General features: G+C 43.5%; 26 protein-coding genes. 11 read left to right on the top strand and 15 right to left on the bottom strand.

Annotated elements, in window-relative coordinates; genetic code table 11:
• Nucleotides 1-277: 277 nt before the first annotated feature.
• Nucleotides 278-778 (top strand): YcxB family protein, encoded by a 501-nt coding sequence (locus AAEY93_RS15300; RefSeq protein WP_351078062.1) that lies wholly within the window; start codon nucleotides 278-280, stop codon nucleotides 776-778.
• A gap of 101 nt (nucleotides 779-879) precedes the next feature.
• On the opposite strand, the gene AAEY93_RS15295 is transcribed toward AAEY93_RS15300, so the two are convergent.
• Nucleotides 880-1,503, bottom strand: coding sequence for a uracil-DNA glycosylase family protein (locus tag AAEY93_RS15295; protein WP_351078059.1), 624 nt, complete (start codon nucleotides 1,501-1,503; stop codon nucleotides 880-882).
• Between the two features lie 86 nt (nucleotides 1,504-1,589).
• On the opposite strand from AAEY93_RS15295, the gene AAEY93_RS15290 reads away from it, so the two are divergent.
• Nucleotides 1,590-1,835, top strand: coding sequence for a hypothetical protein (locus AAEY93_RS15290; RefSeq protein WP_124014025.1), 246 nt, complete (start codon nucleotides 1,590-1,592; stop codon nucleotides 1,833-1,835).
• A gap of 63 nt (nucleotides 1,836-1,898) precedes the next feature.
• Here AAEY93_RS15290 and AAEY93_RS15285 read toward each other — a convergent pair whose 3' ends face one another.
• The gene (locus AAEY93_RS15285; protein ID WP_101032588.1) at nucleotides 1,899-2,282 is read right to left on the bottom strand and encodes an MAPEG family protein; all 384 of its coding nucleotides are present in this window, start codon (nucleotides 2,280-2,282) and stop codon (nucleotides 1,899-1,901) included.
• A gap of 448 nt (nucleotides 2,283-2,730) precedes the next feature.
• Here AAEY93_RS15285 and bufA2 point away from each other — a divergent pair, with 448 nt between their 5' ends.
• The 3 genes from bufA2 (at nucleotide 2,731) to AAEY93_RS15270 (ending at nucleotide 5,219) form a co-directional block, all read left to right on the top strand.
• Nucleotides 2,731-3,189 carry a BufA2 family periplasmic bufferin-type metallophore gene (gene bufA2, locus AAEY93_RS15280; protein ID WP_101032589.1) on the top strand — a complete coding sequence of 153 codons (459 nt, stop codon included), beginning with the start codon at nucleotides 2,731-2,733 and terminating at the stop codon, nucleotides 3,187-3,189.
• Nucleotides 3,190-3,462: 273 nt separating this feature from the next.
• Complete coding sequence (bufB, locus tag AAEY93_RS15275; RefSeq protein ID WP_351078054.1) at nucleotides 3,463-4,407, top strand: MNIO family bufferin maturase; 945 nt, start codon at nucleotides 3,463-3,465, stop codon at nucleotides 4,405-4,407.
• 2 nt (nucleotides 4,408-4,409) lie between these two features.
• The gene (locus tag AAEY93_RS15270) at nucleotides 4,410-5,219 is read left to right on the top strand and encodes an HvfC/BufC N-terminal domain-containing protein (RefSeq protein WP_124014022.1); all 810 of its coding nucleotides are present in this window, start codon (nucleotides 4,410-4,412) and stop codon (nucleotides 5,217-5,219) included.
• Nucleotides 5,220-5,226: 7 nt separating this feature from the next.
• On the opposite strand, the gene AAEY93_RS15265 is transcribed toward AAEY93_RS15270, so the two are convergent.
• From AAEY93_RS15265 to AAEY93_RS15210, 12 genes are all read right to left on the bottom strand, one after another.
• Nucleotides 5,227-6,609, bottom strand: a complete 1,383-nt coding sequence (locus AAEY93_RS15265) for a sensor histidine kinase (RefSeq protein ID WP_124014046.1) — start codon at nucleotides 6,607-6,609, stop codon at nucleotides 5,227-5,229.
• Nucleotides 6,610-6,611: 2 nt separating this feature from the next.
• Nucleotides 6,612-8,015, bottom strand: a complete 1,404-nt coding sequence (locus tag AAEY93_RS15260) for a sigma-54-dependent transcriptional regulator (protein WP_351078050.1) — start codon at nucleotides 8,013-8,015, stop codon at nucleotides 6,612-6,614.
• Between the two features lie 147 nt (nucleotides 8,016-8,162).
• Nucleotides 8,163-9,371: an FtsX-like permease family protein gene (locus tag AAEY93_RS15255; RefSeq protein ID WP_351078047.1), complete on the bottom strand. Its 1,209-nt coding sequence runs from the start codon at nucleotides 9,369-9,371 to the stop codon at nucleotides 8,163-8,165.
• A gap of 10 nt (nucleotides 9,372-9,381) precedes the next feature.
• Nucleotides 9,382-10,695 (bottom strand): ABC transporter permease, encoded by a 1,314-nt coding sequence (locus AAEY93_RS15250; RefSeq protein ID WP_351078045.1) that lies wholly within the window; start codon nucleotides 10,693-10,695, stop codon nucleotides 9,382-9,384.
• A gap of 11 nt (nucleotides 10,696-10,706) precedes the next feature.
• Nucleotides 10,707-11,411 carry an ABC transporter ATP-binding protein gene (locus AAEY93_RS15245; protein ID WP_124014018.1) on the bottom strand — a complete coding sequence of 235 codons (705 nt, stop codon included), beginning with the start codon at nucleotides 11,409-11,411 and terminating at the stop codon, nucleotides 10,707-10,709.
• Nucleotides 11,412-11,507: 96 nt separating this feature from the next.
• The gene (locus tag AAEY93_RS15240) at nucleotides 11,508-11,729 is read right to left on the bottom strand and encodes a hypothetical protein (protein WP_101032596.1); all 222 of its coding nucleotides are present in this window, start codon (nucleotides 11,727-11,729) and stop codon (nucleotides 11,508-11,510) included.
• Nucleotides 11,730-11,809: 80 nt separating this feature from the next.
• Nucleotides 11,810-13,069: an efflux RND transporter periplasmic adaptor subunit gene (locus AAEY93_RS15235; RefSeq protein WP_124014045.1), complete on the bottom strand. Its 1,260-nt coding sequence runs from the start codon at nucleotides 13,067-13,069 to the stop codon at nucleotides 11,810-11,812.
• A gap of 451 nt (nucleotides 13,070-13,520) precedes the next feature.
• On the bottom strand, nucleotides 13,521-14,558 hold the full coding sequence (locus tag AAEY93_RS15230) for a DUF5677 domain-containing protein (RefSeq protein ID WP_351078041.1): 1,038 nt from the start codon (nucleotides 14,556-14,558) through the stop codon (nucleotides 13,521-13,523).
• 75 nt (nucleotides 14,559-14,633) lie between these two features.
• Nucleotides 14,634-15,107, bottom strand: a complete 474-nt coding sequence (locus AAEY93_RS15225) for a hypothetical protein (protein ID WP_351078039.1) — start codon at nucleotides 15,105-15,107, stop codon at nucleotides 14,634-14,636.
• Entirely contained in the window at nucleotides 15,107-15,388 is a 282-nt protein-coding gene (locus tag AAEY93_RS15220) for an ECs_2282 family putative zinc-binding protein (protein WP_351078036.1), read from the bottom strand. The genes AAEY93_RS15225 and AAEY93_RS15220 overlap by 1 nt, the downstream gene beginning before the upstream one ends.
• 1,102 nt (nucleotides 15,389-16,490) lie before the next feature.
• Nucleotides 16,491-17,309, bottom strand: a complete 819-nt coding sequence (locus AAEY93_RS15215; protein ID WP_502959561.1) for a cobalamin-binding protein — start codon at nucleotides 17,307-17,309, stop codon at nucleotides 16,491-16,493.
• 99 nt (nucleotides 17,310-17,408) lie between these two features.
• The gene (locus tag AAEY93_RS15210; RefSeq protein ID WP_351078033.1) at nucleotides 17,409-18,470 is read right to left on the bottom strand and encodes a T6SS phospholipase effector Tle1-like catalytic domain-containing protein; all 1,062 of its coding nucleotides are present in this window, start codon (nucleotides 18,468-18,470) and stop codon (nucleotides 17,409-17,411) included.
• Between the two features lie 123 nt (nucleotides 18,471-18,593).
• Between AAEY93_RS15210 and AAEY93_RS15205 the strand changes: the two genes are divergently transcribed.
• Genes AAEY93_RS15205 through AAEY93_RS15195 form a run of 3 tightly spaced genes read left to right on the top strand, consistent with a single transcriptional unit; the run spans nucleotide 18,594 to nucleotide 21,416 of the window.
• Complete coding sequence (locus AAEY93_RS15205; protein WP_351078030.1) at nucleotides 18,594-19,136, top strand: hydrolase; 543 nt, start codon at nucleotides 18,594-18,596, stop codon at nucleotides 19,134-19,136.
• 60 nt (nucleotides 19,137-19,196) lie between these two features.
• A complete protein-coding gene (locus tag AAEY93_RS15200; protein ID WP_351078029.1) occupies nucleotides 19,197-20,243 on the top strand; it encodes a sulfotransferase family protein in 1,047 nt (348 codons plus the stop codon).
• An 18-nt stretch (nucleotides 20,244-20,261) separates the two neighbouring features.
• Nucleotides 20,262-21,416: an aspartyl/asparaginyl beta-hydroxylase domain-containing protein gene (locus tag AAEY93_RS15195; RefSeq protein ID WP_351078027.1), complete on the top strand. Its 1,155-nt coding sequence runs from the start codon at nucleotides 20,262-20,264 to the stop codon at nucleotides 21,414-21,416.
• A 46-nt stretch (nucleotides 21,417-21,462) separates the two neighbouring features.
• Here AAEY93_RS15195 and AAEY93_RS15190 read toward each other — a convergent pair whose 3' ends face one another.
• A complete protein-coding gene (locus AAEY93_RS15190; RefSeq protein WP_351078024.1) occupies nucleotides 21,463-23,037 on the bottom strand; it encodes a tetratricopeptide repeat-containing sulfotransferase family protein in 1,575 nt (524 codons plus the stop codon).
• A gap of 161 nt (nucleotides 23,038-23,198) precedes the next feature.
• Here AAEY93_RS15190 and AAEY93_RS15185 point away from each other — a divergent pair, with 161 nt between their 5' ends.
• The 3 genes from AAEY93_RS15185 to AAEY93_RS15175 all read left to right on the top strand — a co-directional run bounded on the left by AAEY93_RS15185 (nucleotide 23,199) and on the right by AAEY93_RS15175 (nucleotide 25,876).
• Nucleotides 23,199-24,530 carry an ABC1 kinase family protein gene (locus AAEY93_RS15185; RefSeq protein ID WP_351078064.1) on the top strand — a complete coding sequence of 444 codons (1,332 nt, stop codon included), beginning with the start codon at nucleotides 23,199-23,201 and terminating at the stop codon, nucleotides 24,528-24,530.
• Nucleotides 24,531-24,577: 47 nt separating this feature from the next.
• Complete coding sequence (gene blaDIM / locus AAEY93_RS15180; RefSeq protein WP_502959560.1) at nucleotides 24,578-25,381, top strand: DIM/SIM/IMP family subclass B1 metallo-beta-lactamase; 804 nt, start codon at nucleotides 24,578-24,580, stop codon at nucleotides 25,379-25,381.
• A 108-nt stretch (nucleotides 25,382-25,489) separates the two neighbouring features.
• Nucleotides 25,490-25,876, top strand: a complete 387-nt coding sequence (locus AAEY93_RS15175; RefSeq protein ID WP_351078020.1) for a VOC family protein — start codon at nucleotides 25,490-25,492, stop codon at nucleotides 25,874-25,876.
• Nucleotides 25,877-26,057: the final 181 nt, after the last annotated feature.

Raw genomic sequence — 26,057 nt, 5'->3', positions numbered from 1 at the left:
CGATACTAGCAGGACGCAGTCCGCCCTAGCAGCGAAGCGACACTAGCAGGACGCAGTCCGCCCTAGCAGCGAAGCGACACTAGCAGGACGCAGTCCGCCCTAGCAGCGAAGCGATACTAGTATCTCGACAAGCTGGGCCTGTATTTTGAGGTCGTTTGGGTATCACTTATTAACGACGATCTTTTGCGACACCGTTTGTGCCAGCATTCGTCATACTTTGAGCAAATTGATGACTGTGCGATACTTATGCTAATCAACTGCCGTTAATTAGGTCATCATGCCACAAGTCTTTAGTTACACTACTAAGTATGTACTGGATAAAACCTACTTTGAAGAATGCTATCAGCAATCAATTAATCCCAACCCATCACCAAAACGCTTTATTAAAACCACCATATTTGCACTGGTTGGCTTGGCTATTTTAATGCTCGATTCACTAAGCTCAGCAGCAATGAGTACTAAAGAAACCTACTATTTGGGCTACTTTTTCATTGGATTGGCCGTGGTAGAATTTTTGAGTATTCGCTTTAATAAAACCTGGTGGTTATGGCGTCAAATGATGAGTAAAGCGGCGGGTGAACATGTTAATCTTACTATCGATGATCATGGTATCAACAGTCAGTCTGCCCATGTTAATCAACAGATTTTGTGGACCGATGTGTATCGGATCATTGAAACCGATGTCGGATTTTTAATTAAACTACAAAAAACGACCACTTATTTATCTAAACGTTGCTTAGATGAAAACGCTATCGACTTTATCAATCAGAAACAATAATCAGAAACAATAATCAGAAACAATCATTAGAAACAATCATTAGAAACAATCATTAGAAACAATCATTAGAAACAGTAATTCATAATATCGTTTCGCTATCGTTACGCTAACGCCATGGCGACGCGCTGACGAATATCGGTGAGTAATTCAGCCTCAAACCATGGATTACGGCTAAGCCAAATATTATTACGCGGGCTAGGATGCGGTAAGGGAATATAACGAGGTCCAAACATGCGCCATTGCTGAACAGTTTCGGTTAATGTTTTCGGTTTATGGGTTAAATAATACTGCTGTGCATATTGCCCCACCAGCAATATCAACTGCACGTTCACTAAGTGCGGCAGCAATAAACCGTGCCATTTGGGTGCACATTCTGGCCTAGGAGGTAAGTCGCCAGACTTGCCCTTACCAGAGCCGGCATAACTGCCGGGGAAACAAAAGCCCATCGGCATAATGGCGATTTGCTTGGCATCGTAGAAAACCTCTGTCGTTACACCTAACCATTGTCGTAATCGGTCGCCACTGGCATCATTAAACAAAATACCTGACTGATGCACTTTACGTCCAGGGGCTTGACCAATGATCAGTATTTTTGCTTGCGGATCAATTTGCACCACGGGGCGCACGCCATCGACTAAACTTGATGCACAAAGCTGACAATTTTTGACTTGAGTCAGTAACGAAGCCATGTCCACTACTGCCTTACTGTTTGCATATAAAATCATAAAAAGCCCGTAAATTGTTATATCCACCGGAACTAAGAGGCAGTAATATTGGTCTAATAACAAAGTTCTCCCAAGAAGGAACAACCATGCAATCATCACGTCTCACCCATATCACTTTAGTCGCAATGTTAATAAGCAGTACAGCAATAAGTTTTAACGCTGCCGCCCTTCCCCAAGCGCCAATGGAAGATGTGTTGTCTTTAAAAGGGGCCTGCCAGCAAATTGCACTTGAAGATCAACTCCCAGAAAACGAAGTCGCGACATTTTTGCTTGATTGCGTGAATGACCAATTAACTGAAATGGGCTACGAACGCGTTGCTAGTCTAGATTAATAGTATCAACTAACCCGATAAAAAAACGCCGTTAAGGCGTTTTTTTAGTTGCGCTAATCGATCTTAAAACCCTTGGCACAATATCCCTATCGATGCACCTATGCCTACAAACCAAGACAACGAGCGTAATGTACCGAAGTTCAATAAATACAGAACATGGTAAACCAACCGCGCCACCACATGCACAATCGCTAAAAGCGCGACCAAATCGGTAACATTATTGGTGACTAACGCAGTTAATACTGCAATACCAAAAATGATCAGCGATTCAAATGCATTTTGATGCCCCGCTAATGCTCTAGCACCAAAACCGGTTAATTGAGCTTGCTGCTCCCGCGGATGATTATTGTCATATCGGCCCAATTTAGTCATTGCCATTGCTAACGGTACTTTTGCGGCATAAGGCAATAAAACGGCTATTAATAAACAAATAAGTATCGTCTGCATATAATCTGTCCTTAGTTATCAATTTTTTATTATGTGTTTGCTATGTGTTTTTTAACTCCGATTGAACCCGCTCCTTTTGGCTGTCGACATTGTATTGATCACAATGTGGGCAATACAGCGTGATCAATACAATGTGATCACATTCGCCGCTCAACACCGCATCAATAATAAGCCAAGTCATATCATGCTTAAGCATTTATTGAGCAAATCGTATCCAGTAAATCGTAAACTTTCTTTCTCTTTACAAATCAATCACAAGTTAACACATCTACAACATTTCAGTCACTAGTCTACACTTTACGTTGAAAGATTTTTGATCGCACCACGGTCAATACTAATAACGCCTAACGAGAATGATGGGTTTCATCCACGATAGTATCCATCAGCCTTGTCATGGGTAAACATGAATAGCAGTAAATATAATAACCACCAATGCAAGGAACACATCATGAATATTAAAGCACAAAGCAGCTTAACTGGCGCAGCATTAGCACTCGCAATGGCAAGCTTGTCAGGTCAGGCTATGGCTGCTGAAACAAGCTCTGCACCTATGGCTGCGGGTCAAACCGATTTAGTCCATTGTTACGGCGTTAACGCCTGCAAAGGCCATAACGATTGTAAAACCGCAGACAATGCCTGTAACGGTAAAGCAAGCTGTAAAGGTAGCGGGTTTGTTGGTATGCCATCAAAAGCCTGCGCTGATGTTGGCGGCACTCAAAAAGATGACTGGGTTGGCAAAGTGACCAAAGCAGATTTAGTCCATTGCTATGGCGTTAACGTATGTAAAGGTCATAACGACTGTAAAGGCGCAGATAACGCTTGTGGTGGAATGGCAAGCTGTAAAGGCTCTGGTTTTGTTAACACCACAGCAAAATCATGTGCTGACATTGGTGGCAAAGCCAGCTAATTCCGCTTAAATTTGTTGACTCTGTCTCTAATCTCTATTCAGAGTCATCAAATTATTTATATTACCGCGTCATAAACTTATTTATACCTTAGTGCCATTAACGTATTTTGATCTTAGCGCGAGCACATCTTTGCAGCGCGAATGCCAGTAACTAAGCAAATAACTAAGCAAATAACTAAGCAAATAACTAAGCAAATAATTAAGCAAGTAACTAGGTCCGTTACTAGGTCCGTTACTAGGTCCGTTACTAGGTCCGCAGAAATAGGATACCCCATGCCAGATACGCGTATTACAGAAGACTTTCTTGGATTTGGCTTAGGTTTGCGTACTGACCACTTCGAATATATTTTACAACACCAACCAGACATTGACTGGTTTGAAGTCCTGTCTGAAAACTACTTAGTGGCCGGTGGTAAACCCCGTTATTATCTTGAAGCGATTGCCGAACAGTATCCGGTGGTGATGCATGGCGTATCGATGTCGATAGGCAGTACCGATCCTTTAGATATGGATTATCTTAAAGCACTAAAAAAGCTCAGTAACGACATTCAGCCTAAATGGATATCCGATCACATTTGCTGGACATCACTCCACGGTGTCAACAGTCACGATTTACTGCCCTTACCTTATACCGAAGAAACCGTTAACCATGTGGCACAGCGAGTTAGGCAAGTACAAGATGTTCTAGGTCGTCGTATTTTACTGGAAAACGTGTCGAGTTATTTGTCTTACCAAGACTCGACCATGGATGAATGGGACTTTTTAAGCCAAGTGGCTGAAGCGGCAGATTGCCTGATTTTACTCGACATCAATAATATTTATGTCAGCGCCCGCAATCATCATTTTAATCCGCTCGATTATCTTAACAAAATCGACCCACGTCGAGTGCAGCAATTCCATTTAGCGGGTCACAGTGATTATGGTGATTACGTTATTGATACTCATGACCACGATATTACGCCGTCAGTGTGGACCCTATACCAAGCCGCACTTGAACGCTTTGGTGCCGTCAGCACCATGATTGAGCGCGATGCTAATATTCCAGCATTCCCCGCGTTATATAATGAATTACTTGAAGCTAAGCATATTGCTCAGTTAACTTTACCGGACCACCCAGCATTAGCCCGATCACACTTTGGCACTCGCACACTTAGCGAGACGAGCAAGCTCGCCTCAGCAAGCCCCCATCATGATTCACCGCAAAAAATCAGGGGATAGACATGAGCCGTTTAGCTGAAATACAACAGCAATTTATGCAATTTTTACTTTCTGATAAAGCAAATGATAACCATGGCCAAATTCAGTCGGTGATGCAAAAAAATGTGTCTGATCAAGCCGGGATCAGTGCCGAGATCCGTCTAGCCATTTATGCCAACGCTTATCGCATCCGTTTAAAAGAAACCATCGAAACCGATCATCAGATCCTAGGGCTGTATTTAGGCGATGATTTGTTCGACAAAATGGCCGCAGATTATACCCGCGCTTATCCTTCGAGTAATAAGTCATTGCGCCAATTTTGCGATGCACTGCCCGATTTTTTACAACAAGATGATTTTTTTAAACAGCACCCAATCATTGCTGATTTAGCCCGATTTGAACGCCGGTTGCTTAATGCGTTTGACGCAGCCGATAGCCCACGCGCTAGCTTTAATGACTTACAAGCATTACCGCCACAACAATGGCCTAATTGCTGTTTACGTTTTCATCCCAGCGTGCAAGTGTTTACTTGTCATAGTAATGCCGTTGAAGCTTGGCAAGCCTTAAAAATAGACACCCCGCCACCTGCGCCAGACTATTTGTCACCTCGTGCTTGGTTACTATGGCGCGGTGGATCTCGCTTAACCGAGTTTGTGTCATTGTCTGCTGAACAACATGGATTATTGCTCGGTTTTATTCAGGGAAACAACTTTGCCAACCAGTGTGAACACATGCTTGAATGGCATGACGAGCAGTCAGCGCCACTGATGGTATTACAAACCTTACAAGCTTGGTTTCAACAAGGGTTAATTCGAGCGGTAGTGAGTCGCTAATGACGTGTCAGGGTTGAGCAGGTAACCAGAGTTTGACGCTTAAGCCGCCTTGTGGGCGGTTTTGCATGCTAATCCGTCCGCCGTGGGCCTCAATAATTTCGCGGCATAATGGCAAGCCAATGCCAGTGCCAGACTGTTTGGTCGAATAAAAAGGCAATAACGCCTGCGATAATACTTCGCTCGACATCCCGCTGCCTTGATCATCCACTTTTATCAATAAACCCGCAAGCGGATGAATCGTTTCGTCAAAGCTCAGCGCCACATTATCGGCACTAGAGCCGGACTCATGGGCATTTTTAAGTAAATTAATCAGTACTTGTTCTAATTGCACTGCATCGAGCTTAATCGCGGTTTGCGGTAAGGCTGATAACAGACGAAACGGATATTGCTGCGCCAGCTGCTGGGTCATCTTAGTCCAATCAATCAGCTCTTTTTGTGGCAGTGGCAGTTTGGAAAACTGGGCATAATGGGAAATAAACTGACTTAAATGAGTGGTGCGATTTTCAATAGTATCAAAAATTAATTGCAGCTTATCATTATCTAAATGTTGGGTTAAAAACTTACCCGAATTGACCATGGAGGCAATGGGCGCGACCGAATTATTGAGCTCATGGCTGATAATTCGAATGACCTTTTTCCACACAGCCACTTCTTGACGATTAAGCTCTTTAGTCAGCTGTTTAAGTAGAATTAAATGGTGCTGCTGATTGTTTTGGGTAAAACGCCCCCGAGAAATATGCCAGGTTTCAACATCGTTACTATCAGCGTTATTATCAGCGTTACTACCAGCGTTACTACCAGCGTTATTATCAACATCATCCGAAGTGCTATCGCTGCTGCCCATCGAAAACAAGCCTTCTTGCTCACTGTTTAACGCCGTTTTAAGCGCATCGGGTAACGTGACGACAAGTTCTGGTAACAACATGCCTTCTACTTTGACACCCTGATTAAACAAATGCCTCGCGGCGCCATTCGCATAAATAACCCGTTGATTATCATCAATTAACAGCATGACATTAGGCGAGTTTTGAATCACCTTATCGAGCATTAACTCACGCTGATAAATAAACTGTCGCTCGCTGCGCAATTTTGCCGACGCTTGGTTATATAAGCTCACTAACGCATCTAACTGTGGCTCGCCGTAAGGATGCAGCGACACACTAAAGTCATTATCTTTAAAGTTAAGTAGACCGATTTCTAATGCTCGTAGACTGTCACTCAATCTGCGGGTAAGCCACATGCTGCAAAAATAACACACGGCCAGCATCACAATAATAGCCAGCCATAAGGTGTCGTCACCCAATGTAAGCCACACTAAAGCCCCTGACACTGAACCCAAAAGGCAGCTCAACATGTTACTGAGCAGCAATTTAGTGCGTAACGATAACATCATTATTTAGTTACCCTAAGGCCGTATTTCTCCATCCGGCGATACAAGGCTTGCCTACTTAAGCCAAAGGATTTTGCCACTCTGGCGATAACGCCATTATATTGCACTAAGGCATCTTCTATCTGTTGCTTATCTGGTTCGCCAATCGACTGAGTATCATCCATACCCTGCTCTCGTTGGCCAAAATGATGTTCAACGACAAGCGCATGCTGGGTAGCCGCGCCGCCATTAGCTATCGCCATCAAGCCAAAGTCATCAATCGTTAATTGTGGTGACTTGGCTAATAGCGCCGCCCTTTTGCAGGCATTTTCTAATTCGCGCACATTACCCGACCAACTATGATTAATTAACGCCTGCTGGGTCGACTTATCAAGGCTAAAATTAGCACCAATAAAGTGTTTCACTAACGGTAAAATATCATCTTGGCGTTGATGCAATGGCGGCACACTCAGTTCAATCACATTTAAGCGGTAAAATAAATCTTCACGAAAGCGGCCATGGGCAATGTCATCGGCCAAATCGGCATTGGTCGCACTAATCACCCGCACATTCACTTTGCGGGTTTGGTGACTGCCTAAACGTTCAAACTCACCGGTTTGCAGCACCCGCAATAACTTAACTTGACCAGACAAAGGCAAGTTGCCAATTTCATCTAAAAATAACGTACCGCCGTCAGCGGCTTCAAAACGCCCCATGCGGGTTTTATTAGCGCCCGTAAACGCACCGGCTTCTGCGCCAAACAGTTCGGCCTCTAATAAATCCATTGGTAATGCGCCAATGTTAACCTTAATAAACGGCTGGTCTTTTAATGGCGAGTTGGCCTGTAAAATATCGGCTATTTTGTCTTTTCCGGCACCATTAGGGCCGGTGATCATCACGGATACATCGGAGCGGGCAACTTGCAACGCCAAGTCAACACAACGCTGCATTGCACCACTACCAAAAATCAAGCCACATAAGTCGGCACCATTAATGGCCGACATTCGATCGCTGTGAATTCGACTTAGTTGGCTATTTTGCTGTGACAATCGATAAATAGATAATAAGTTACTAATGCTATTTAAAAGCTTAGCGTCATCCCACGGTTTACCCATGTAATCGGCCGCACCCGCTTTGACTAACTCGACAGCGGTTTCTAATTGAGTCCAGGCGGTCATTAAAATAATCGGTAAATTAGGCTGCAACTGACGCAAAGCATAAAACAGCTGTTTGCCCTCTTCACCCGAGGTGGTGTCGCGGCTAAAATTCATGTCTTGAATAGCCAAGCTGATCTCTTGCTTGGTGACAATCTCAATGGCCGCTTCTGGTGTGTGACAAAAAACAGCTTGGTAGCCATGCAGCTCAATCATTAGCGCAAGTGCTTGGCAAATTGGGTGATTGTCATCAACAATTAAAATAGTGTCCATTGCAGTATGCTTGCGTCCAATTAGGTTATCTCTAAACAACAGTATGTTTAAACGGCAGTATGTTTAAACAACATTAGCATGACGTAATAACAAATCGTCACGCTATCGTAAATAATTTAAATGAAAAATATCGCCATGTTAATCTCTTTACACACTGCGGGTCGCCATAGCCGGTGAAATATTGGCGGCTTTGGTGGCCGGCACGATGACCGCCAGCGTGGTAACCATTAACAAACCCATGACCGATACGATAGGATACATTATCGGCACCATAGGTAAGCTGTACAGCTTCATCAATTGCTGACCCAGCACGAGCGACAACAGGCCGCCTATCACCCCGCCAACAATACAAATTAAATAGTTTTCGATCATAAAGTATTCAATGATGTCACGCTTATTAGCGCCTAGTGCACGACGAGTACCGATTTGTTTAGTGCGACGTTGAATATTAAACATCACCATGCCCGTTAATCCTAGCGCAGTAATAAGTAGCAGTAACACCACCATAATACTCAGTACCGTCGCCATTAGTCGGTGATTACCGTAGGTAATGGATCTTATCTCTGACAGCGTTTGAAAGTTATCAAACACGCGATTGGGGTTTTCAGCATGCAATGCTTTGCGGATCGCTTCTTCTAACGCGGGAATATGCTCAGGTAACGCTCGCACCATGTAAGACTTGTTGCTACCATTGCCACCAAAGTCGATATTTTGGATCACGCTATATTCAAAGTTTTCATGGTCAACCCAAGCACCTTGCAACTTATCCACCACGCCAATAATCGTCACAGCTTGCTCACCTTGATATAGGGTTTTACCCAGCGGTGACTCATCGCCCCAAAAGGCTTTGGCTAAGGGCTGTGACACTAACGCCAGCATGCCACTGTCATCTAAGTTGCTATTGATTTCGTCGGCAGTAAAATTACGCCCGGCAATTAACTTAGCCCCCATCACATCCAATAAATGTTCATTGCCCAAGTAAAAAGCAAATCCAGGGGTACTTTTGGCCGTATCTGGATTAGGGCCATCAACATAACGGTCCATCCAGCCACTGTCGCTTAAAGGCAACATATTGCTGGAACTGGCATCGATGACGTTCGGTAATGAACGCAAAATGAGTTGATCAACCTGATTTTGCTTCGCATTATCGATGGCTGGGTCAAAGTTATACACACTAAATGTGAGTATTTGATCTTCAGCATAGCCAGACTCACGCTGCATTAACGACAAACGCTCGTTAATTATAAAGCTGGCATTGGCCACAATCGCAACAGAGAGAATAATCTGTAATAACAATAAAATTGGCGCACTTTTACTGCGTATTAAACTGGATAAAATCGGTTTAATATGTAACATGATGATGTCCTTATTGGGCTTTTAAATACACACTAGGTTTAGTGCGGCACACCACCCACGCAGGGTAAATACCAGCCAAAACCGCGGTAGAAATCGCTATTAACGGGGTGATAAACCACATACTGGCATCAAGTCCTGTCACACTTTGGTCCATGTCAAAATAGCTGTGCAACGCCGTCAACGAGCCCCACGCCCACAACAACCCGACCACGCCACCGATAAAGCCAATCATGCCCACTTCGACCATGTACTGACTGAAAATCTGTCCACGACTGGCGCCAATGGCACGACGAACGCCAACTTCTGGCGCACGCTTTAAAAATTTGGTCAGTAATAACCCGAGGATATTCACCAAGCACACACTTAAAAACAGTAAGCTTAATCCGACTAATATTTTGTTATCTTTAGGTACCACATTATTGTCTTCAAGCCATTTGTCGATATCACTGATTTGCACAGATTCTGCGGGGGTTTTAGCGGTGTCAGTAAATCGGCCAATGGCTCGTTGCTGCTCGACATAACGCGTTAACCAGCCGAGATAGCTTTGCTTTTTCTCGTCGGTGGCCAGCTCGGTCCAAAATTGAATCCACACTTTTTCAGACACTAATCGATCCTTGTAAGTCAGCATAGGTTCAAATTTCCAACCACTGGTATTGCCCCACACATCAAATTCTTCTTGGCCAGTTAACGAGAAAGGAATAAATATTTCTTCCGCGTCATTAAATGCGCCATTGAGAGGATCGTAGTATTTGGGCTGTGGATTCCAGTCATCAATCACCCCGACGATTTGGTAAGGTTTACGGTTTAAAAATACCGTTTTACCCACACTGTTTTTACCTTCAAAAAAGCGTAAGTTTAATTTTTGACTAATCACCACTTGATAAGCGGGGCGTAAATCGACGCTAGCATCCCAGTAACTACCATATAAAAATGGCACCGAAAAAATTCGGAAAAAGTCCCTATCGGTCACTCGAACACCGTTCAACACTGGCTCAATTTTTGGGTTGTCAGACTGCAGGGCTAAGCCAGTACGGTAAGTCGCTGCCTTAAGGCTTAATTCATTGTTATTACGTAAATTAATCGCATCGGTATAAGTGATATTTGCCATTAACTCATCCCACGTATCCAACCCTTGGCTCCATAACTGCACCGAGTTAATCACCTCACTGCGATCGCCCGCCGGATTATAAGACATGGTTTTGTAGACATTGAGCGTGGTGATGGTAATGCCGATACCAATCGAAATCGCTAACACCATTAACATTGATAACATTGGCGTTTGTCTAATGCTTCGCCACGCTAAATCGCAATAATAAAAAAACATCAGTATTCCCCTTAGCGGTTACGAGTGCCGGTGGCAGCGTGTTGATACATCGAAAAATCACATACTTGACCATCAACAATCTGAATATTGCGCTGAGCGCGGCGGGCCAATTCTGGGTCATGGGTCACCATGATAATGGTGGTGCCGTTTTGATTGATATTTTCCAGTAATTCCATCACTTGGCGTGCCATTAAGCTGTCTAGGTTCCCTGTGGGTTCGTCGGCGAGTAAAAACCTTGGCTCACCCGCTAATGCACGCGCTATCGCGACGCGCTGTTGTTGCCCGCCAGACAATTGGGTCGGTAAATGCTTCATCCGCGCACCTAAGCCCACTTGTTCAAGAGCCGATTCAACTCGGCGCTTACGCTCGCTGGCATTCATACCGCGATAACGTAATGGTACTTCGACGTTTTCGGCTAAATTAAGATCGGTGATTAAATTAAAACCTTGAAAAATAAAGCCGATTTTTTCATTGCGCACTTTGGCACTTTTGTTATCGCTTAAATTAGACACATTAACGCCATCAAGACGATACTCGCCAGCAGTAAACCCTTCTAGCAGACCAGCAATATTCAAAAAGGTGGTTTTACCCGAACCAGACGGACCGGTAACCGCGACAAACTCGCCTTCATTAACTTCAAGATTAAAATCGCGCAGGGCATGGGTTTCAACTAAATCAGTTTTGAACACTTTGCTGATGTTTTTCATGGATAACATAGTGACTTTCCTTGGTGAATTTGGGGTAACATCCCAGCGGCTATGGCTGCTAATGCAAGTGCTGCTAAACCAAATGCTGTTATGTTAATAAAAGGGCTAAAACTGTAGCTTAATGTGTGCAATTGAGCTGATATCAATATGTAAACTGACTATAGGGTTGTTATCCCACAGACGAGTCGATACCTGGCTGCTCATATCAATTAACTGCAAACTGACAGATAACCAGTCAGTATGATTATCAATACGATAAATAACGGCTATGGCCAAAAGAACCAGCGCGGCTAACGCAATAAATTGTCTACGTTGAGTGAATGTCATGGGATATCCTTACTCGATTAGTATTTGTAGTTATCGACTTACGCTGTCAGCTTAAGTTCTCGACCTGTTTATCAAATTAGTTATCGGATCTGAATCTTGGGTTCATTTTTAAAGGTTTCGGTGCCCGATATCACCCACACCTCACCTTCTTCACCCCCTTCAAGCACTTCAACTTGGCTCATACTGCGTGCGCCAAGCTTGACCGTTTTATGGCGGGCAACAGACTCACTAACTTGGTAGGCCACTTCACCGCCAAGGTTGAGAAAATCACCGCGCTTTACCATCAACACATTGGGGCGATTTTCCAGTAATACTCGGGCAGATAAACGTTGGTTTTGGCGCAAAGATAAGGTGTTACTGTCGGCAAAACGCACTCTGGCAGTCACTTCACGGTTGCGTACTTCAGGTGATATTGACGACAATTGCCCTACCACATTGACGTTGCCAAAGCTCAGCTCAACATCCATACCCAGTCCCAACTCATCAGCATAAGACTCTGGCACAGCCAGTTCTGCTTCAAAGGCCGTTAAATCGACTACGGTTAACATCGGCTGGCTCGCGCCAATACGGGCCTTTTGCTCCACCAGCCAATTACCAATAATGCCGCTAACAGGCGCAATAATATTGAGGGCATTGGCTTGGCGGGTTAACTCACTCACTACCAGTGCTTGGCGTTGTACTTCAAGGGTACGGTTTTTAATTTCAAAACTGAGGGTGTCGCGCATCAACTCGACTTCTTGCTGGGCGTGCTTATGCAGTAATTTTGCTTTGTGTAAGTCATCTTTGCTTTTTTCAAAATCGATTTTGCTGATCAAACTCGACTCAATCAATTGATCGCCACGACGGCTTTCGCGATCAGCGGCTTCTAAATCCACTTTCGCCATGTCTAATATCTGGCTCACCCTAAGCTGCTCACGGCGAGCATCCAACTTAGACCGCTCTAAATTACCTTGCATACCTTCAAGTAATGACTGCTGCTGTTGCAGCTCACTTTGCAAACGCGGGCTTTCAATCTTGGCCACCACTTGTCCCTGCTCAACTTCATCGCCGGGCAGACTGAGTAACGTCACCACACCTTCTTCAGTGCTGTATAAAATCGGCGCGTTAGCCGCCACAATTTTACCTGTGGTGGCGATATCACGAACCAAGGTGCCACGGGTTAGCGTTGCTAAGCGTAAGTCAGCACCATCAACTGAACGCACTGAGCTGTCATGGCCTAAACTTGCCCACACCAATGCACTCATCAAAATAGCACCGCAGCCTATTATCAAGGGTAAGCGCAACTTATTGCCTAACTTCGGCGCGATAACGGTATCTTGGCTACTTGTGTCTTTAATCATCTCAGTTCCCCAGTCGGTGCTGACAACACACACCACTTCACGTATATACCAAGGTAAAGCACAAGCCATGCCAATAGTTATTTATTGTTATTTTTCATAATGATAAGAATTAAAAAAGATAGCCGAACAGCATAAAAGTGTCCGCGGACAGCTTTAAAACTGTCCGTTCAATAGAAAAGTGTCCGAGCGGACACTTTTTGTTTTATGGATATAGGGGGGTTATCTACTTCGCGAACAGAAACGATTGATGCCTGTAGGTAATATATTTAATAGTGATTAAATCATTTTTGGACAGAAACGAGCTAAATCTTTGGCTTTAGTTAATGAGATTTGAATGAGAGAAAGTATGGCAATTGAATATCCGCTAACGCCCATAATAACAGGCGAAACATTGTGGTCTAAAATACGAGCGAGATAGCCCACTGTTTTTAGTCTTTGCTAATTTGACTTGTTATGAATCAGCTTTACGAGAAATTCTAAGAAATGTTTCACCAATTTCGTCTGAAAATTCTTTTAATAGATTCATTAAAACAATGTGGTCTATATTTGGTGCAATTTTTAGTAAGTTCAATGTGACTTGCATTAAGCTTAATGCTGTTGCATGAGCAGGATCTGTCATGCCTGAGTTACTTTGACCAACAACTAAAATATCATCATTACATTCAGTTAATGCCAACCGATTTCTTGTTCCTTTTGATCCAGCATGAATATTTTGGCTAGCCCATTTATAATATGGACGCATATGGTCAAGACCAACGTCTTTTTCTAGTGAAGCAAAACCAATCGTTCTTGGTTTTCGCTCTGTGAAAAAATGAGCAGCCCAGCCATAATGGCACTCGAAGCCCTTACCAAACTTTTTGATTGCATTGTCATATTCTCGTTTACAGGCATCGATAATAGATTGATCTGGAGCTTTTTCTTGTAGCCTATCTTCATATTTTTTGTGCTCTTTCATGCCGTCATATGAATCAATAATATCGTGAAAATAAAAACGTCGAGCACACTCTTGACCATGCTTTTCAATAAACATCGCAGTTACATTCACCTCATGCAACGCTCTCCATCTAGCGTGTGCTGCATCAGCAAAACCATTTTTCAGCAGACATAAAATTTCATTTGCGATATGGCATGCTCTTGCGTGATGCCTGACTAAAATATCAAACTTAAGATCATTTTCTTTAACTGCTAGTGGTCTTTGCTCAGTGTTTACACTCTCACCAGCTTCAGTGCAAATGGCTATATGGGTTTCCAATAAATCAAAAGCATCTTTCCATCTAGCTTCATTACGTTGAGTAAAAGAAGAAAATTGTTCTCTTCTTTCTTTTAGCATTTGATTGGCCGTACTTTTCAAAGAGGTTCGAAGTGATACTGTTAATTTTGGAGTCAGATTTTCAATCATGTTTTCTACATCAAGTTCCTCTGCTTTTTCAGGATTTGACATGCACTCCTTTTCAAGCATTTCCATAAACTCTTTTTGAAAGATATCCATACAGCTCCTGATTCATAACGCCCGCGTAATTGACGCGAGCTTGCGAGCGTCTTAATTGACGCGTTTGATACGTGTTTACAGCGTGGGATATACGAGCTTTTCATTATGATTGTGCGCATCATCTTCCCAAACTATGCGAATAACGTGCTTACTTTTTGTTCCCATGTGAACAGATGCGATCAACTCTACAGACTGAAACCTTTCCATAGATTCTAGGGGAAACTTTTCATCTACATCGGATTGTATAAGCACATCATTGCCTTCGGGAAACTCTAGCCTAATATTTCGTGCAGTGGCGGTCCCCTTGTTCCAAACCTTTAGCCTGTGCTTGCTGCTGCCTAGTTTTACAAATGAAGCACCTAAATCAGCTTTTTTAATACTTACAGCTTCACTCTCTTCCTTTTCGAGCAACAGGTTATTTAGCTTTTCTTGGCTTTCGATAAGGGATTTCTGTTTTTCATTGAAACTGGTAGTACGCCAAGTTGCATAAGCTGACATTAGTAGTGCAAAACCAGCAATAATGTCACCGACATCTACTGTTACAGGCATTATTTAATCCTTATGTTTTTGCTGCCTCTAAAGGCTTTCTTTAGCGAAGCTTTAAGCTCCTTTGCTAGATCTTCAGTAACTTGCTTGCCTATTTCAGAAACATGCTCTTGAATATTTTCACTGTTTTCGTGAATTAGCTCGTCCTTGGTAAGTTCACGACCACAAGAAGCACATGTAGCTAGCTCAATGGTCTCATCAACGCCTTGCTCATATTCATAGTCAGTGCAACCACAAGTGGGGCATAGCAAGCCAATACTTCTTTGATACTTTTCATCCTTCATAGGTTAACTCCATCCTTATTGGGCACGTAACTTTGTATAGTGCGCATGCGCGTTTACCTCATTAGATCAGTAAAAACGCGAATTACTAAACTACTGTATTTTATCAACTTACCAGCTTTTTGTCTGATATACCATTAGGCTAAACGCCTCATGAGCAGTCTCCAGGCCTATTATCTAAATCATCAATAACCTAAATGACTGACATTACAAATCAATTCTATATCTAACAAGGGTAAACGCGCACAGTTCACGCTTTTTTCTTCCAGAATTCGACGAATAACCAATACGACTGTGTAAAATAACAGGTAAACAGCATTAACCACACATGGCGAAAATCTGCTTTTTCAATTAAGGAAAAGCCTGCGGAGGGAAGTGTGAGTTTTGAGACTGACAATAGTGGCGAGCATAAGTTTTTCTATGGAAAAGTAAATGCAGTAAATCGCTAATGACTAAGAGTGGAAACACGTTTTGGGGCATAAACGTGTCAGATATACTGACTTTAAAAGGGACAAATTCAACTCTGAACTTGAGGCCGTTGAAGAAAATAGCGTGAGCCTGACAGGACGTCAGGCTAGCTTTCGTTGGCCAGGGATGGCCTATCGGAAGCGTTAGCATTTTCGAATAAGTCCGAAGACGGTTACAAATGAAGTTAAAAGCTGGATTAATCCCCATGGCGACCTTTTCGCTGTTTGAAAATGTTGCGGGGCGGCTGGGAGTTCCAAGAGGGAATAGCCGTTGATTTCCTCTTGGTCTGGTGTGGGCGAAGCGCCACGACGTTAGTGGCCACAGGCCATAATTACATACTATTTGGCCCGTGCAGGGTGGAACCCTGCGATGTTAATTCAAACGGAGTTTGAAAAATCTGGTGTGGGAGAAGCGCCACGACGTTAGTGGCCGCAGGCCATAAGTACAACGTATAAAAAAACAAAGCTGAATTCCGACTCAAAAACATTGCCGGAATGACAAAGTATTTGGCCGGTGCAGGGTGGAACCTTGCGATGTTAATTCAAACGAACTTTGAAAAATCTGGTGTGGGCGAAGCGCCACGACGTTAGTGGCCGCAGGCCATAAGAAACAGTGCCAAACGCACCAGTTCAATAATCTACCCTCTTACTTTATCTAACGCCCCACAAACCGCATTAACGCCTTGAATCGCCCTTGGGGTTGCACGATGAAGTAAATCGGCATCAAACTGATAAATATGGTGGTTTTTTACCGCGGGTAATTCAGGCCAATCGGCCCAGTTAATGCCTAATACATTGCCTTCATCTTGGCTTTGTAAAATCACTTCTGCACCAGTTAATAACACATTCTCAATACTGATTTGCGGGTACTCACTCGCAGCGTCATAAAACACATTTTCACCGTGGCACACTTCAATAAGGTGTTGGATCCAACTGCCTTTTGCAACGGTCATTAGTGGTGTAGACCATAACTGATAAAACACTTTGACTGCAGGTTTGGCTTGGTTTTTTAGCCTGATTTGGGCTAGTTGTTGACGATAATCTGTCGCCACTTGCTGCGCTTGCACCTCGTTACCCGTCAGTTTACCGAGCGCTTCAAGATCAGTGGCCACATCGGCTAAGTTTTTAGGGTCGCTATTAAACAGGGTAAAGCCTAAATCACGCAACTGATTAATGTCGCCCTGTTTGTTGCCACTTTGCCAAACGATGATCAAATCTGGATTTAGCTCAATCACCCGCTCTATCTGAATACCATAATAGCCACCAATACGGGGAATATCTTTAGCCGCTGCGGGATAATCTGCATAATCAGTGGTGGCTAAAATTGACTCCCCAGCACCAATAGCAAACAGCATTTCAACCCCATGAGGTGACAAGGCAATAATCCGTTTGGCTGGTGGCTTTTGTTGTTGAGCTTGTACTGAAGTGAGTTCAGCCCCAGGTAAAATCAACGACACCGACAATAATCCAATGACAATGCTCAGCGATAAAAATAGACGCAACAAGATGTTTTCCTTAATACCTGATGTTAATTAAAAGCGACGAATCAAAAGTGGCTAATCAACCAGTTTATCGGGCCAGCCATAGTTATCAATGTATTTTACTAAGTTTTGAGGCCGGTAACGATCGTCATTTAACCAACGGGTTTTAACCGATTGATGGATCTGTATTAGCGAAAGCTCAGACTTAAGTGCGGGCTCAAGTACAGGGGCTACTTCACGGTAAAAACGCTTTTTGATCCGATAAAAACTGCGATACGAATCTTCAATATCAGCCATAGGGTTAGGCAACAATGTATCAGCTAAGTGCAATTCTACCGTTAAATCAAATGCCATTGCTTGGCTAATCATCCACTGCAATCCAATGTCCGACAAGGTACTACCGTCTGAATTGGGCGCAACACTACCACCAATATTACTGTGGGCGCCAGCAAACCACACTTGCTTGATATCAATGCCACTTCGGGGTTGCCAAAGTGTCGGTTCAAAGTCGCTGCGATGTTCATCAAGCGCCAGCGCGTGGCGCGCCACCTTTACATTACGGCCAAGTTTAGTGTCGTAAAACTCATCTTTGTCTTCAAACAGGCCTAAAAAAGACACCGGGATCCCCATGGCTCCGACTGTGTCCCACACGCCAACAAACGCCACATCACGTGATGGATGAGAATGCTGCTGACGAAACTGCAGCGAACGTTCACCATCTGGAGCGAAGGGTTTAGTTTTCATTTTATAGTGGTCAAAGGCTTGCTGGATAAGCTTGGCATCTGGCCGAGTAACAATACCGCAATTGTTAATTAGGCCACACAAACAACGCACTGTATAAGCACCTCGGCTAAACCCAAACAAATATATTTGGTCACCAGGGGAATAGTTTTGCACTATGTAGCGGTAAGCATCCATAATATTTTTATGCAGCCCTCGCCCCGTCGCGCCGCCAATCATCGAGTCATAGTAGGAACCAATCCCCCAATCGTAAAACACCTGCTGGGGCACACCATCATCGGCAATAGGCTTTATCGCTCTGGCGAGTTTAAGCACATTAGTGGCGTGATCTTTTTCAAGATCTTTTTCTGGCCGATTCCAGGTGCCATCGGCACAAATAATAATTCGTTTGTTCATATCAATCCCTGACGCTCCAGTGTAAATAATCCCATAAAGCATAATAGACTAAATGCCTATTTTCACCATCGTCAAAATAACCAATACTCGAAAGCTCACTTAAATTGATTCGAGTAACTGACCATGCTAACAGCAGAACAAAGTGTATTAATGATTGTGGACGTACAAGGTAAGCTCGCCCAAGTGATGCAGCAATCGGCCCCGCTACACCAAAAACTTGGCATATTAATTCAAGGTGCACAACTATTTGATATTCCGATTATTTGGTTAGAACAATTACCCGATAAATTAGGCCATACTAGCGAAGAACTCTCACAATTGTTGTCGCAAACCACACAACCCATCGCTAAAAAGCATTTTAGTGGCTGGCACTGTGAAGAAGTAAAACAACAACTTAACTCATTAAAACGTCACAACGTGATCCTAGCCGGTATTGAAACCCATGTTTGCGTTTACCAAACCTGCCAAGACTTATTGGCCAACGACTATCAAGTGCATCTTGTCGCCGATGCGGTGTCATCTCGGGGTACAGACAATAAAGTACTTGGAGTGCAAATGATGCTCAATGATGGCGCTAAACTCACCAATGTTGAATCATTGCTATTTGAACTACAGCATGTTGCCCAAGGCGATCGCTTTAAGGCCTTACTGAAATTGATAAAGTAGCCATAGGTTGCCAGTGTGGGTATGATGTTAAAATAAATATAACAATAACATCATACTGCTATGCACCCATTTGATCGACCCATTATTATTTTATCCGCGCCCCGTTCTGGCAGTACCCTGTTGTTCGAGGTGTTATCAAAAAGCCAGTCAATATTCACTATTGGCGGGGAGAGCCATGCGCTGATTGAAACCATTCCTAAACTGAATATTGCCTACCGTCAATTTAGTTCTAATGCCTTAACGGAACAGGATATTGATGCCGATTTACGTCAGCAATTATTGCACCGTTTTAGCAATGCGCTGCAAGATAACCAAGGCAATAAGCCCGAAAGAAATAGCGATGCGAGTATTCGTTTTTTAGAGAAAACTCCCAAGAATAGCTTACGAGTCGATTTTTTTAATGCGCTATTTCCTGACGCCTTGTTTATCTACCTCGTCAGAGAACCTAAAGAAAATATTAGCAGTATTATGCAAGCTTGGCGCTCGAATAAGTTTGTCACTTACCCTAACTTACCGGGGTGGGATAAACACAATTGGTCGCTACTGCTTCCAGAAAAATGGCAACAGTTAAATCAGCAACCATTGCAGGCTATCGCCGCGTTTCAATGGCAAGCGGCTAATGAAGCGATTATGGATTCATTGCAAAAGATCGACAGCAATCGCTGGTGCATGGTGTCTTATGATCAATTAATTGCCAACCCTGCGAAAACCGTTAAGCAACTCTGTCAATTTACCGGTACGGATTTCGACCCAGCTTTAGCGCAATTATGCAGTAAGCCATTAGCGCATTCTCGCTACACCATATCGACACCCAAACCCAATAAGTGGCTCGAAAACTATCATGACATTGCCAAAATTTGGCCGAGTACTTCTACGACACTGAACAAAATCAATCATCATTTACACGAACGCGGTCATCCAATATATGACACTCAATGGCAGCATCACGACATTGCTGAGCCAACCGTGCCATTAGCAAAACCGCAAGCCGCACCATTAACAAAGCCATTAACAAAAGACGCTATCTATAATAATGTGGCTCGTAACAGTCCCTGCCCTTGTGGGTCTGGCAAACGATTTAAACAATGCCATGGTGCGTTAAGCTAAACAGCAGAGAGCCAAATTATGAAGTTACCCCATGAGTTTTATCAGTTACCTTTTAGCTTTGATGTTGGTCAATTAACCAAAGAGATCGAGCAATTTACCGAATCAGATTGGGTGACTCATCATGAAGGTTTTCAAGGCAATTCTGCCATTCCGTTAATCTCGGTCAACGGCGAATTTAATAATGACTTTAAAGGGCCAATGAAGCCCACATTGGCGCTAGATAAAAGCCCTTACATCAAACAAATATTAGCCTCATTTGGCGAAGTACTCAGTCGTTCACGCTTAATGCGTTTAGCCCCTGGCGCACAAGTACCACTGCATTCAGACATCAATTATCATTGGTATAAACGCGTTCGCGTACACATTCCTATTACCACCACCGAGCAAGTACAGTTTTTTTGTCATGACAAACAAGTCCACATGGGTGCGGGTGAGTGTTGGATTTTCGACTCGTGGAAACATCACAAAGTGGAAAATAACAGTGACCAGTATCGAGTGCACTTAGTGATAGACCTTGCTGGTTCAAGCCAATTTTGGCGCACTGTTTTTCAACACTCGCGCTCAATCGTAGACGATCAATCAACCGCATTAAGCAGTCAATTCGTCGGCTTTAACCCAAACTCACCTGCAACATTCATCACTGAGCAATTTAATTCCCCGCTGATCATGCCTGCGGCAGAGGTTGAATATTTAACCAATGAGCTGTTAACTGAAATTAATCACAATGCCCAAAACACAACTGAAGAAGTGAGTGCATTTAGGTTACTGATGGCTGAGTTTGTTGCCGATTGGCGGGTGTTATGGCTGCAATTTGAGTGTACTAAAGCCGGTTGGGCGCATTATCATGCCCTGCGCCAGCAAACCATGGTCAAAGCCTCCCAATGCGCTAAGTCGCTGCAACTAATGCATTCGGGCTCGGCGATAAAAGCCTTCGAACAATTGGTTGTCGTGGCGTGTATGAATATTGAACTAAGTGAACAATATCAAGGTAGCAACAAATCGGCAGCCGAGACGCCTAACGTCGTCGCCAAAAGTGGCGTTGGTAAAAATCACCCCGCTAAAGCGGCGACGGCAACAACCGCCAGTCCTATCGCGGCACCACAATCACGCAACAGTCCTTGCCCATGCGGCAGCGGCGAACGCTATAAAGCCTGCCACGGTAAAGTGAGTTAGCATTAATCCTAATCAGATAAAATGGCGCCTTATTGGCGCCATTTTATTAACCAAAAAATTGCTGCGATGCTTTTTTGGCAATCGCATCAAGTTGCGCAATTTCCGCCGCAATAAAAGGCTGGTACTTAGCCGCTTGACCAATAGCCTTAGGGTTCATAGGCTGCCTAACCTGACTGGCACTGGGCGTTAATACGGCGCGATCTGACTCATAAAAAGTAAAGCATTGCGCCTGAGTAGTTAAGCCACAATAGTCCAGCATGCGCTGAATTTGCGAGTCTGGTTCACGCACCAGTTGCTCAAAACACACATGTAATATCTCGTTCGGGTACAGTTTGTCCCAATGCGCCATGATGTCTAAATAATGCTGCCAGTAACTGGTTATTCCCGTAAACGAATACGAATAATCGTGACCAAAACTGAAAAACTGCTTAAACACGCTCAAACCATTGTCGACCGTGTTACGCACCACGTTAATGATTTTTGCTTGGGGAAATAAGCTTTTAATGAGGCCAATATGCAAAAAATTATTCGGATTTTTATCAATCACATAAATCGGTGCCTCGGTAAAATAATGATCCACTTCGGTTAAATAACGTTGGCGGAACTGCATAATCTCATTAGCAGAAAGCTGGCTTAATTGAGATTGATAATCGCCCGACATGTCCATTTGTAGCGCAAATCGCTCCATAAATGGTAACTCATCGGTAGCACCTACCTCACTATGACAGGCTAAAATCTGTTCAACCAAAGTGGTGCCAGAACGCGGCATCCCGACAATGAAAATGGGCGTTTGGCCAGTTGTCGGTAAACTATCAATATGTGGCGACGGAGTATGTCCAAGTAAAGACAACACAATTTTAGCGAACAAAGGCTGCTTAAATGGCCGATAAACCGCCATAATTTGATTGGCTAATAACATCGACTCACAGGCTTTATCGATTTGCTGATGTTGTTCATAGGCTTTACACAAGGCGAAATAAACTAACGCCTGATTTTGCTTACTGAGCGACGCGTCCGAAGCAAAGTTTTGTAATAACGCTAAATCATTAGCGCTAAATCGATACTGCTTTAAATCAGCTAAGCTCCAATAGCCAACACCGACTTGCTTTGGGCTTAATTGAATATACTGATGATAAAAATTAGCCGCGCGCTCAGTATCACCTTTCGCTTTATAAATATGACCTAAATTGAGCTGCACCGCTGGCTCTTCAAAATCGTGTTCCACACACCATTCAAAACTGTGTTCAGCTAATGCCATATCGGCCACTTTAGTCGCGACTAGCCCCAGTTTATAACGGTATTGGCCGACCTGTGGTTGCAGATTAATTAATTGTTCTAAATAACCTTTAGCCGAGAAAAAGTCTTGTTTCACTTCAGCTATAGCCAGTAACCCCGTCAACACTGAAACCGTATGAGGTTCAATCGATACAGCGCTAACAAAATAGCTTTCGGCTTGGGCATATTGTTGCTGCTGTAAATGAATGTGGCCTAATAATGCTAGGGCGCCAACGTGCCTATCATCACGCTTAACCACTTTACGAGCATATATTCTGGCCGACGAATAATTTTTAGATTTAAACAGCGATTCCGCTTGGCTCAAATATTGATTAATAATACTCAAACGAGGGTCCTTTTCTTATTATTAGTTTATGAGTCCCAATAACATTAACATAAAATACCGCTATTTCTGACTAGGGCATCAGCGCATATTGAACGAAATAATCAACTTAAGCGTACAATGACTACATGCGTTCCCCATTTACGCGACACAAGTGAGTGATGATGAAAAATAATGAAGCCAAAGTGCCAACTAGCCGTTTATCTCGATTATCAAAAATGGGTGGGCTGGCTTCACGCCTAGCGGGTAACGTCCTGTTTGAAGGCGCAAAACAGTTTAGCCAAGGCAAATCACCATCAATGCAACAACTGATGATGACCCCAACCAACATTGGCCATGTAGCAGACAAGTTGTCACAGCTGCGCGGCGCCGCGATGAAAGTGGGTCAAATGTTGTCAATGGATGCGGGCGATCTCGTGCCTCCCGAGTTAGCAGACATATTCGCAAAACTGCGTTCAGACGCTAAAGCCATGCCACATAAGCAATTAACCCATTTATTAGTTGAGCATTGGGGCCCAGACTGGCTTGCTCCGTTTGCTCAATTTGAATTACGCCCATTTGCCGCGGCCTCTATTGGCCAAGTGCATTTAGCCTATTTAGAGACTGGCGAAAAACTGGCAATCAAAATTCAATACCCAGGTATTCGAGACAGTATCGACAGCGATATCGACAACGTTGCCACATTATTAAAAGTCTCACGCCTTATTCCGGCAAACGTTAAACTCGATACCTTATTGGCTGAAGCTAAAGCACAGCTGCATAACGAAGCAGATTATCACTTCGAAGCACAACAAATAGCACTTTATCAGCAGCAATTGGCCGACGACCCAAGCTTTATTGTGCCCAAGGTGTATAAGCAACTCAGTAATGACAGTATTTTGTGCATGCAGTTTGTCGAAGGGGTGGCCATTGAGTCATTAGCACAATCACCACAAGAGGTGCGGGATCAAATTGCTACCACGCTAATGGCCTTGTGCTTTAAAGAACTTTTTGAATTTAAATTAGTCCAGTCTGATCCTAACTTTGCCAATTTTCAATATCAAAAAGATACTCAAAAAATCGTTCTATTCGACTTTGGCGCTACGCGAGCGATCAGTGATACGTTATCAGATGGCTACCTAGAGCTCATGCTAGGAGCCGCTGATGAAGACAAGACTAAAATGACCGCTGCAGCCAAGCAAATTGGCTTTTTTCAAGATCAAATTGATCCCGCCCAGCAACAATTAATTATTGATATTTTTTATCAAGCTTGCGAGCCACTTCGCTTTGACGGGGATTACGACTTTGGCGAAAGTAATTTAGCTAAACGCATTACTCAAGCAGGTAAAGTCATGAGTACCCAACAAAATGAATGGCATACCCCACCAACCGATGCTATTTTTATACATCGAAAATTGGCAGGTATGTATTTACTGGCAGCAAAACTTAATGCCAAAGTGAACGTAGCAACATTATTTTCTGTTTATCAAACTCAAACCAATGATAAGCCTGTGTAACATGCCTACGTTGATTTTTATTTTACTCGCCATTCACTCAGGCATATATGGACATTGCTATGATTAACCGTTACTTAAATTGCTCATGGCGAACGATATGCTTACTCGTATTGATGCTCTGCTCATCAAGCTATGCTCATGAAGCGAAGCAAGACTCCACAATAAGCCAAACAGCACAACCTAACCTTGAAGGCCAACTAAGTGTATCTAAACTTGCTGATGGGGTGTATTTGCATCATTCCTATATGAATGTCAGCAATTTTGGCTTAGTCGAAGCCAACGGCCTTATCGTGGTTCAAGATAAACAAGCCTTTATCATTGATACCCCTTGGACAGACAGTGATACCGCTAAACTCATCGACTGGATAACACTGAAAGGCTTTACCCCTGTCGCCAGTATTTCAACACATTCCCACCAGGATCGTGCCGGTGGTATCGGTTACCTTAACAGCCAAGACATTTCGACTACCGTGTCTGAAACTACCCAGCAAATTTTAGCAAAAAATGATCAACCAATAGCTAAAAACACCTTTGCAGAAAAACAGTACATTATGCAAACGGATTTAGTCGAAGTGTATAACCTCGGTGCGGGCCATACCCTTGATAACCTTGTGGTATGGCTACCAACACAGCAAATATTATTTGGCGGGTGTTTGATAAAATCACTTAATGCAACCACATTAGGCTACACTGGTGAAGCCGACATGCAAGCTTGGCCATTAACTGTTGCCAAGGTACAAGCCCAATTCCCTCAAGTGAAAATGGTGGTGCCAGGTCATGGCGAGATAGGTGACAAATCATTACTGAACCATACTATCGCGTTATTAAACCCCAAATTTGAGCTTAACTAAGCTCAATGTTAGACAATAAAAACACATCAATAAGATAAACCCGTCGAGAAGATATAGATGGGGCAAATAACCATTGAATTCAGTTGAGTTCATACAAGGAGAGTTACCATGTTTAGTCACATTATGATCGGCGTTAATAACATCGATGCATCAAAAAAATTCTACGATGCAATTTTAGCAACATTGGGCCACGCCGCTGGCAAAATTGATGACAAAGGTCGGTGTTTTTACATGACGCCAACGGGTATATTGGCATTAACTAAACCCATTAATGGTGAGTCAGCATGTCATGGCAATGGCACGACTATCGGTTTTGCCGCTGAAACACCCGCATTGGCTGATGCATGGCATGCTGCAGGTTTAGCCAATGGCGGCACAGGCTGTGAAGATGCGCCTGGGGTACGCTCAGGTCCAGCGTTTGACTTGTATTTAGCTTATCTTCGCGATCCAGATGGTAATAAAGTTTGTGCCTTGCACAGAGTGGCTAAAGCCTAAGTCGTTTTGGGTCTATAGCCTGAGCTTGCGATGAGAGAGCTTTTTAAAATATTATCCCGGCGGTGTTTATCCGCGGGGATTTTTTTTGACTATTTATATCCTATGTCAGCAAGTGTCTCCAAGGTGATAGGAACTAATACCAAACCTGCAATGCACTTATAGATGCATCACAAACCGCTAC

Origin of the sequence: Shewanella sp. CAL98-MNA-CIBAN-0140, from assembly GCF_040309905.1 — a bacterium.
Taxonomy (GTDB): domain Bacteria; phylum Pseudomonadota; class Gammaproteobacteria; order Enterobacterales; family Shewanellaceae; genus Shewanella; species Shewanella psychromarinicola.
Note: the sequence above shows the minus strand (reverse complement) of the source record. Positions and strands in the feature narration are given on the sequence as shown.

Bases quoted from the DNA above. Each gene is read 5' to 3' on its own strand.
- AAEY93_RS15300 (WP_351078062.1), top strand. From the start codon at position 278: ATGCCACAAGTCTTTAGTTACACTACTAAGTATGTACTGGATAAAACC.
- AAEY93_RS15295 (WP_351078059.1), bottom strand. From the start codon at position 1,503: ATGATTTTATATGCAAACAGTAAGGCAGTAGTGGACATGGCTTCGTTA.
- AAEY93_RS15290 (WP_124014025.1), top strand. From the start codon at position 1,590: ATGCAATCATCACGTCTCACCCATATCACTTTAGTCGCAATGTTAATA.
- AAEY93_RS15285 (WP_101032588.1), bottom strand. From the start codon at position 2,282: ATGCAGACGATACTTATTTGTTTATTAATAGCCGTTTTATTGCCTTAT.
- bufA2 (WP_101032589.1), top strand. From the start codon at position 2,731: ATGAATATTAAAGCACAAAGCAGCTTAACTGGCGCAGCATTAGCACTC.
- bufB (WP_351078054.1), top strand. From the start codon at position 3,463: ATGCCAGATACGCGTATTACAGAAGACTTTCTTGGATTTGGCTTAGGT.
- AAEY93_RS15270 (WP_124014022.1), top strand. From the start codon at position 4,410: ATGAGCCGTTTAGCTGAAATACAACAGCAATTTATGCAATTTTTACTT.
- AAEY93_RS15265 (WP_124014046.1), bottom strand. From the start codon at position 6,609: ATGTTATCGTTACGCACTAAATTGCTGCTCAGTAACATGTTGAGCTGC.
- AAEY93_RS15260 (WP_351078050.1), bottom strand. From the start codon at position 8,015: ATGGACACTATTTTAATTGTTGATGACAATCACCCAATTTGCCAAGCA.
- AAEY93_RS15255 (WP_351078047.1), bottom strand. From the start codon at position 9,371: ATGTTACATATTAAACCGATTTTATCCAGTTTAATACGCAGTAAAAGT.
- AAEY93_RS15250 (WP_351078045.1), bottom strand. From the start codon at position 10,695: ATGTTTTTTTATTATTGCGATTTAGCGTGGCGAAGCATTAGACAAACG.
- AAEY93_RS15245 (WP_124014018.1), bottom strand. From the start codon at position 11,411: ATGTTATCCATGAAAAACATCAGCAAAGTGTTCAAAACTGATTTAGTT.
- AAEY93_RS15240 (WP_101032596.1), bottom strand. From the start codon at position 11,729: ATGACATTCACTCAACGTAGACAATTTATTGCGTTAGCCGCGCTGGTT.
- AAEY93_RS15235 (WP_124014045.1), bottom strand. From the start codon at position 13,069: ATGATTAAAGACACAAGTAGCCAAGATACCGTTATCGCGCCGAAGTTA.
- AAEY93_RS15230 (WP_351078041.1), bottom strand. From the start codon at position 14,558: ATGGATATCTTTCAAAAAGAGTTTATGGAAATGCTTGAAAAGGAGTGC.
- AAEY93_RS15225 (WP_351078039.1), bottom strand. From the start codon at position 15,107: ATGCCTGTAACAGTAGATGTCGGTGACATTATTGCTGGTTTTGCACTA.
- AAEY93_RS15220 (WP_351078036.1), bottom strand. From the start codon at position 15,388: ATGAAGGATGAAAAGTATCAAAGAAGTATTGGCTTGCTATGCCCCACT.
- AAEY93_RS15210 (WP_351078033.1), bottom strand. From the start codon at position 18,470: ATGAACAAACGAATTATTATTTGTGCCGATGGCACCTGGAATCGGCCA.
- AAEY93_RS15205 (WP_351078030.1), top strand. From the start codon at position 18,594: ATGCTAACAGCAGAACAAAGTGTATTAATGATTGTGGACGTACAAGGT.
- AAEY93_RS15200 (WP_351078029.1), top strand. From the start codon at position 19,197: ATGCACCCATTTGATCGACCCATTATTATTTTATCCGCGCCCCGTTCT.
- AAEY93_RS15195 (WP_351078027.1), top strand. From the start codon at position 20,262: ATGAAGTTACCCCATGAGTTTTATCAGTTACCTTTTAGCTTTGATGTT.
- AAEY93_RS15185 (WP_351078064.1), top strand. From the start codon at position 23,199: ATGAAAAATAATGAAGCCAAAGTGCCAACTAGCCGTTTATCTCGATTA.
- blaDIM (WP_502959560.1), top strand. From the start codon at position 24,578: ATGGACATTGCTATGATTAACCGTTACTTAAATTGCTCATGGCGAACG.
- AAEY93_RS15175 (WP_351078020.1), top strand. From the start codon at position 25,490: ATGTTTAGTCACATTATGATCGGCGTTAATAACATCGATGCATCAAAA.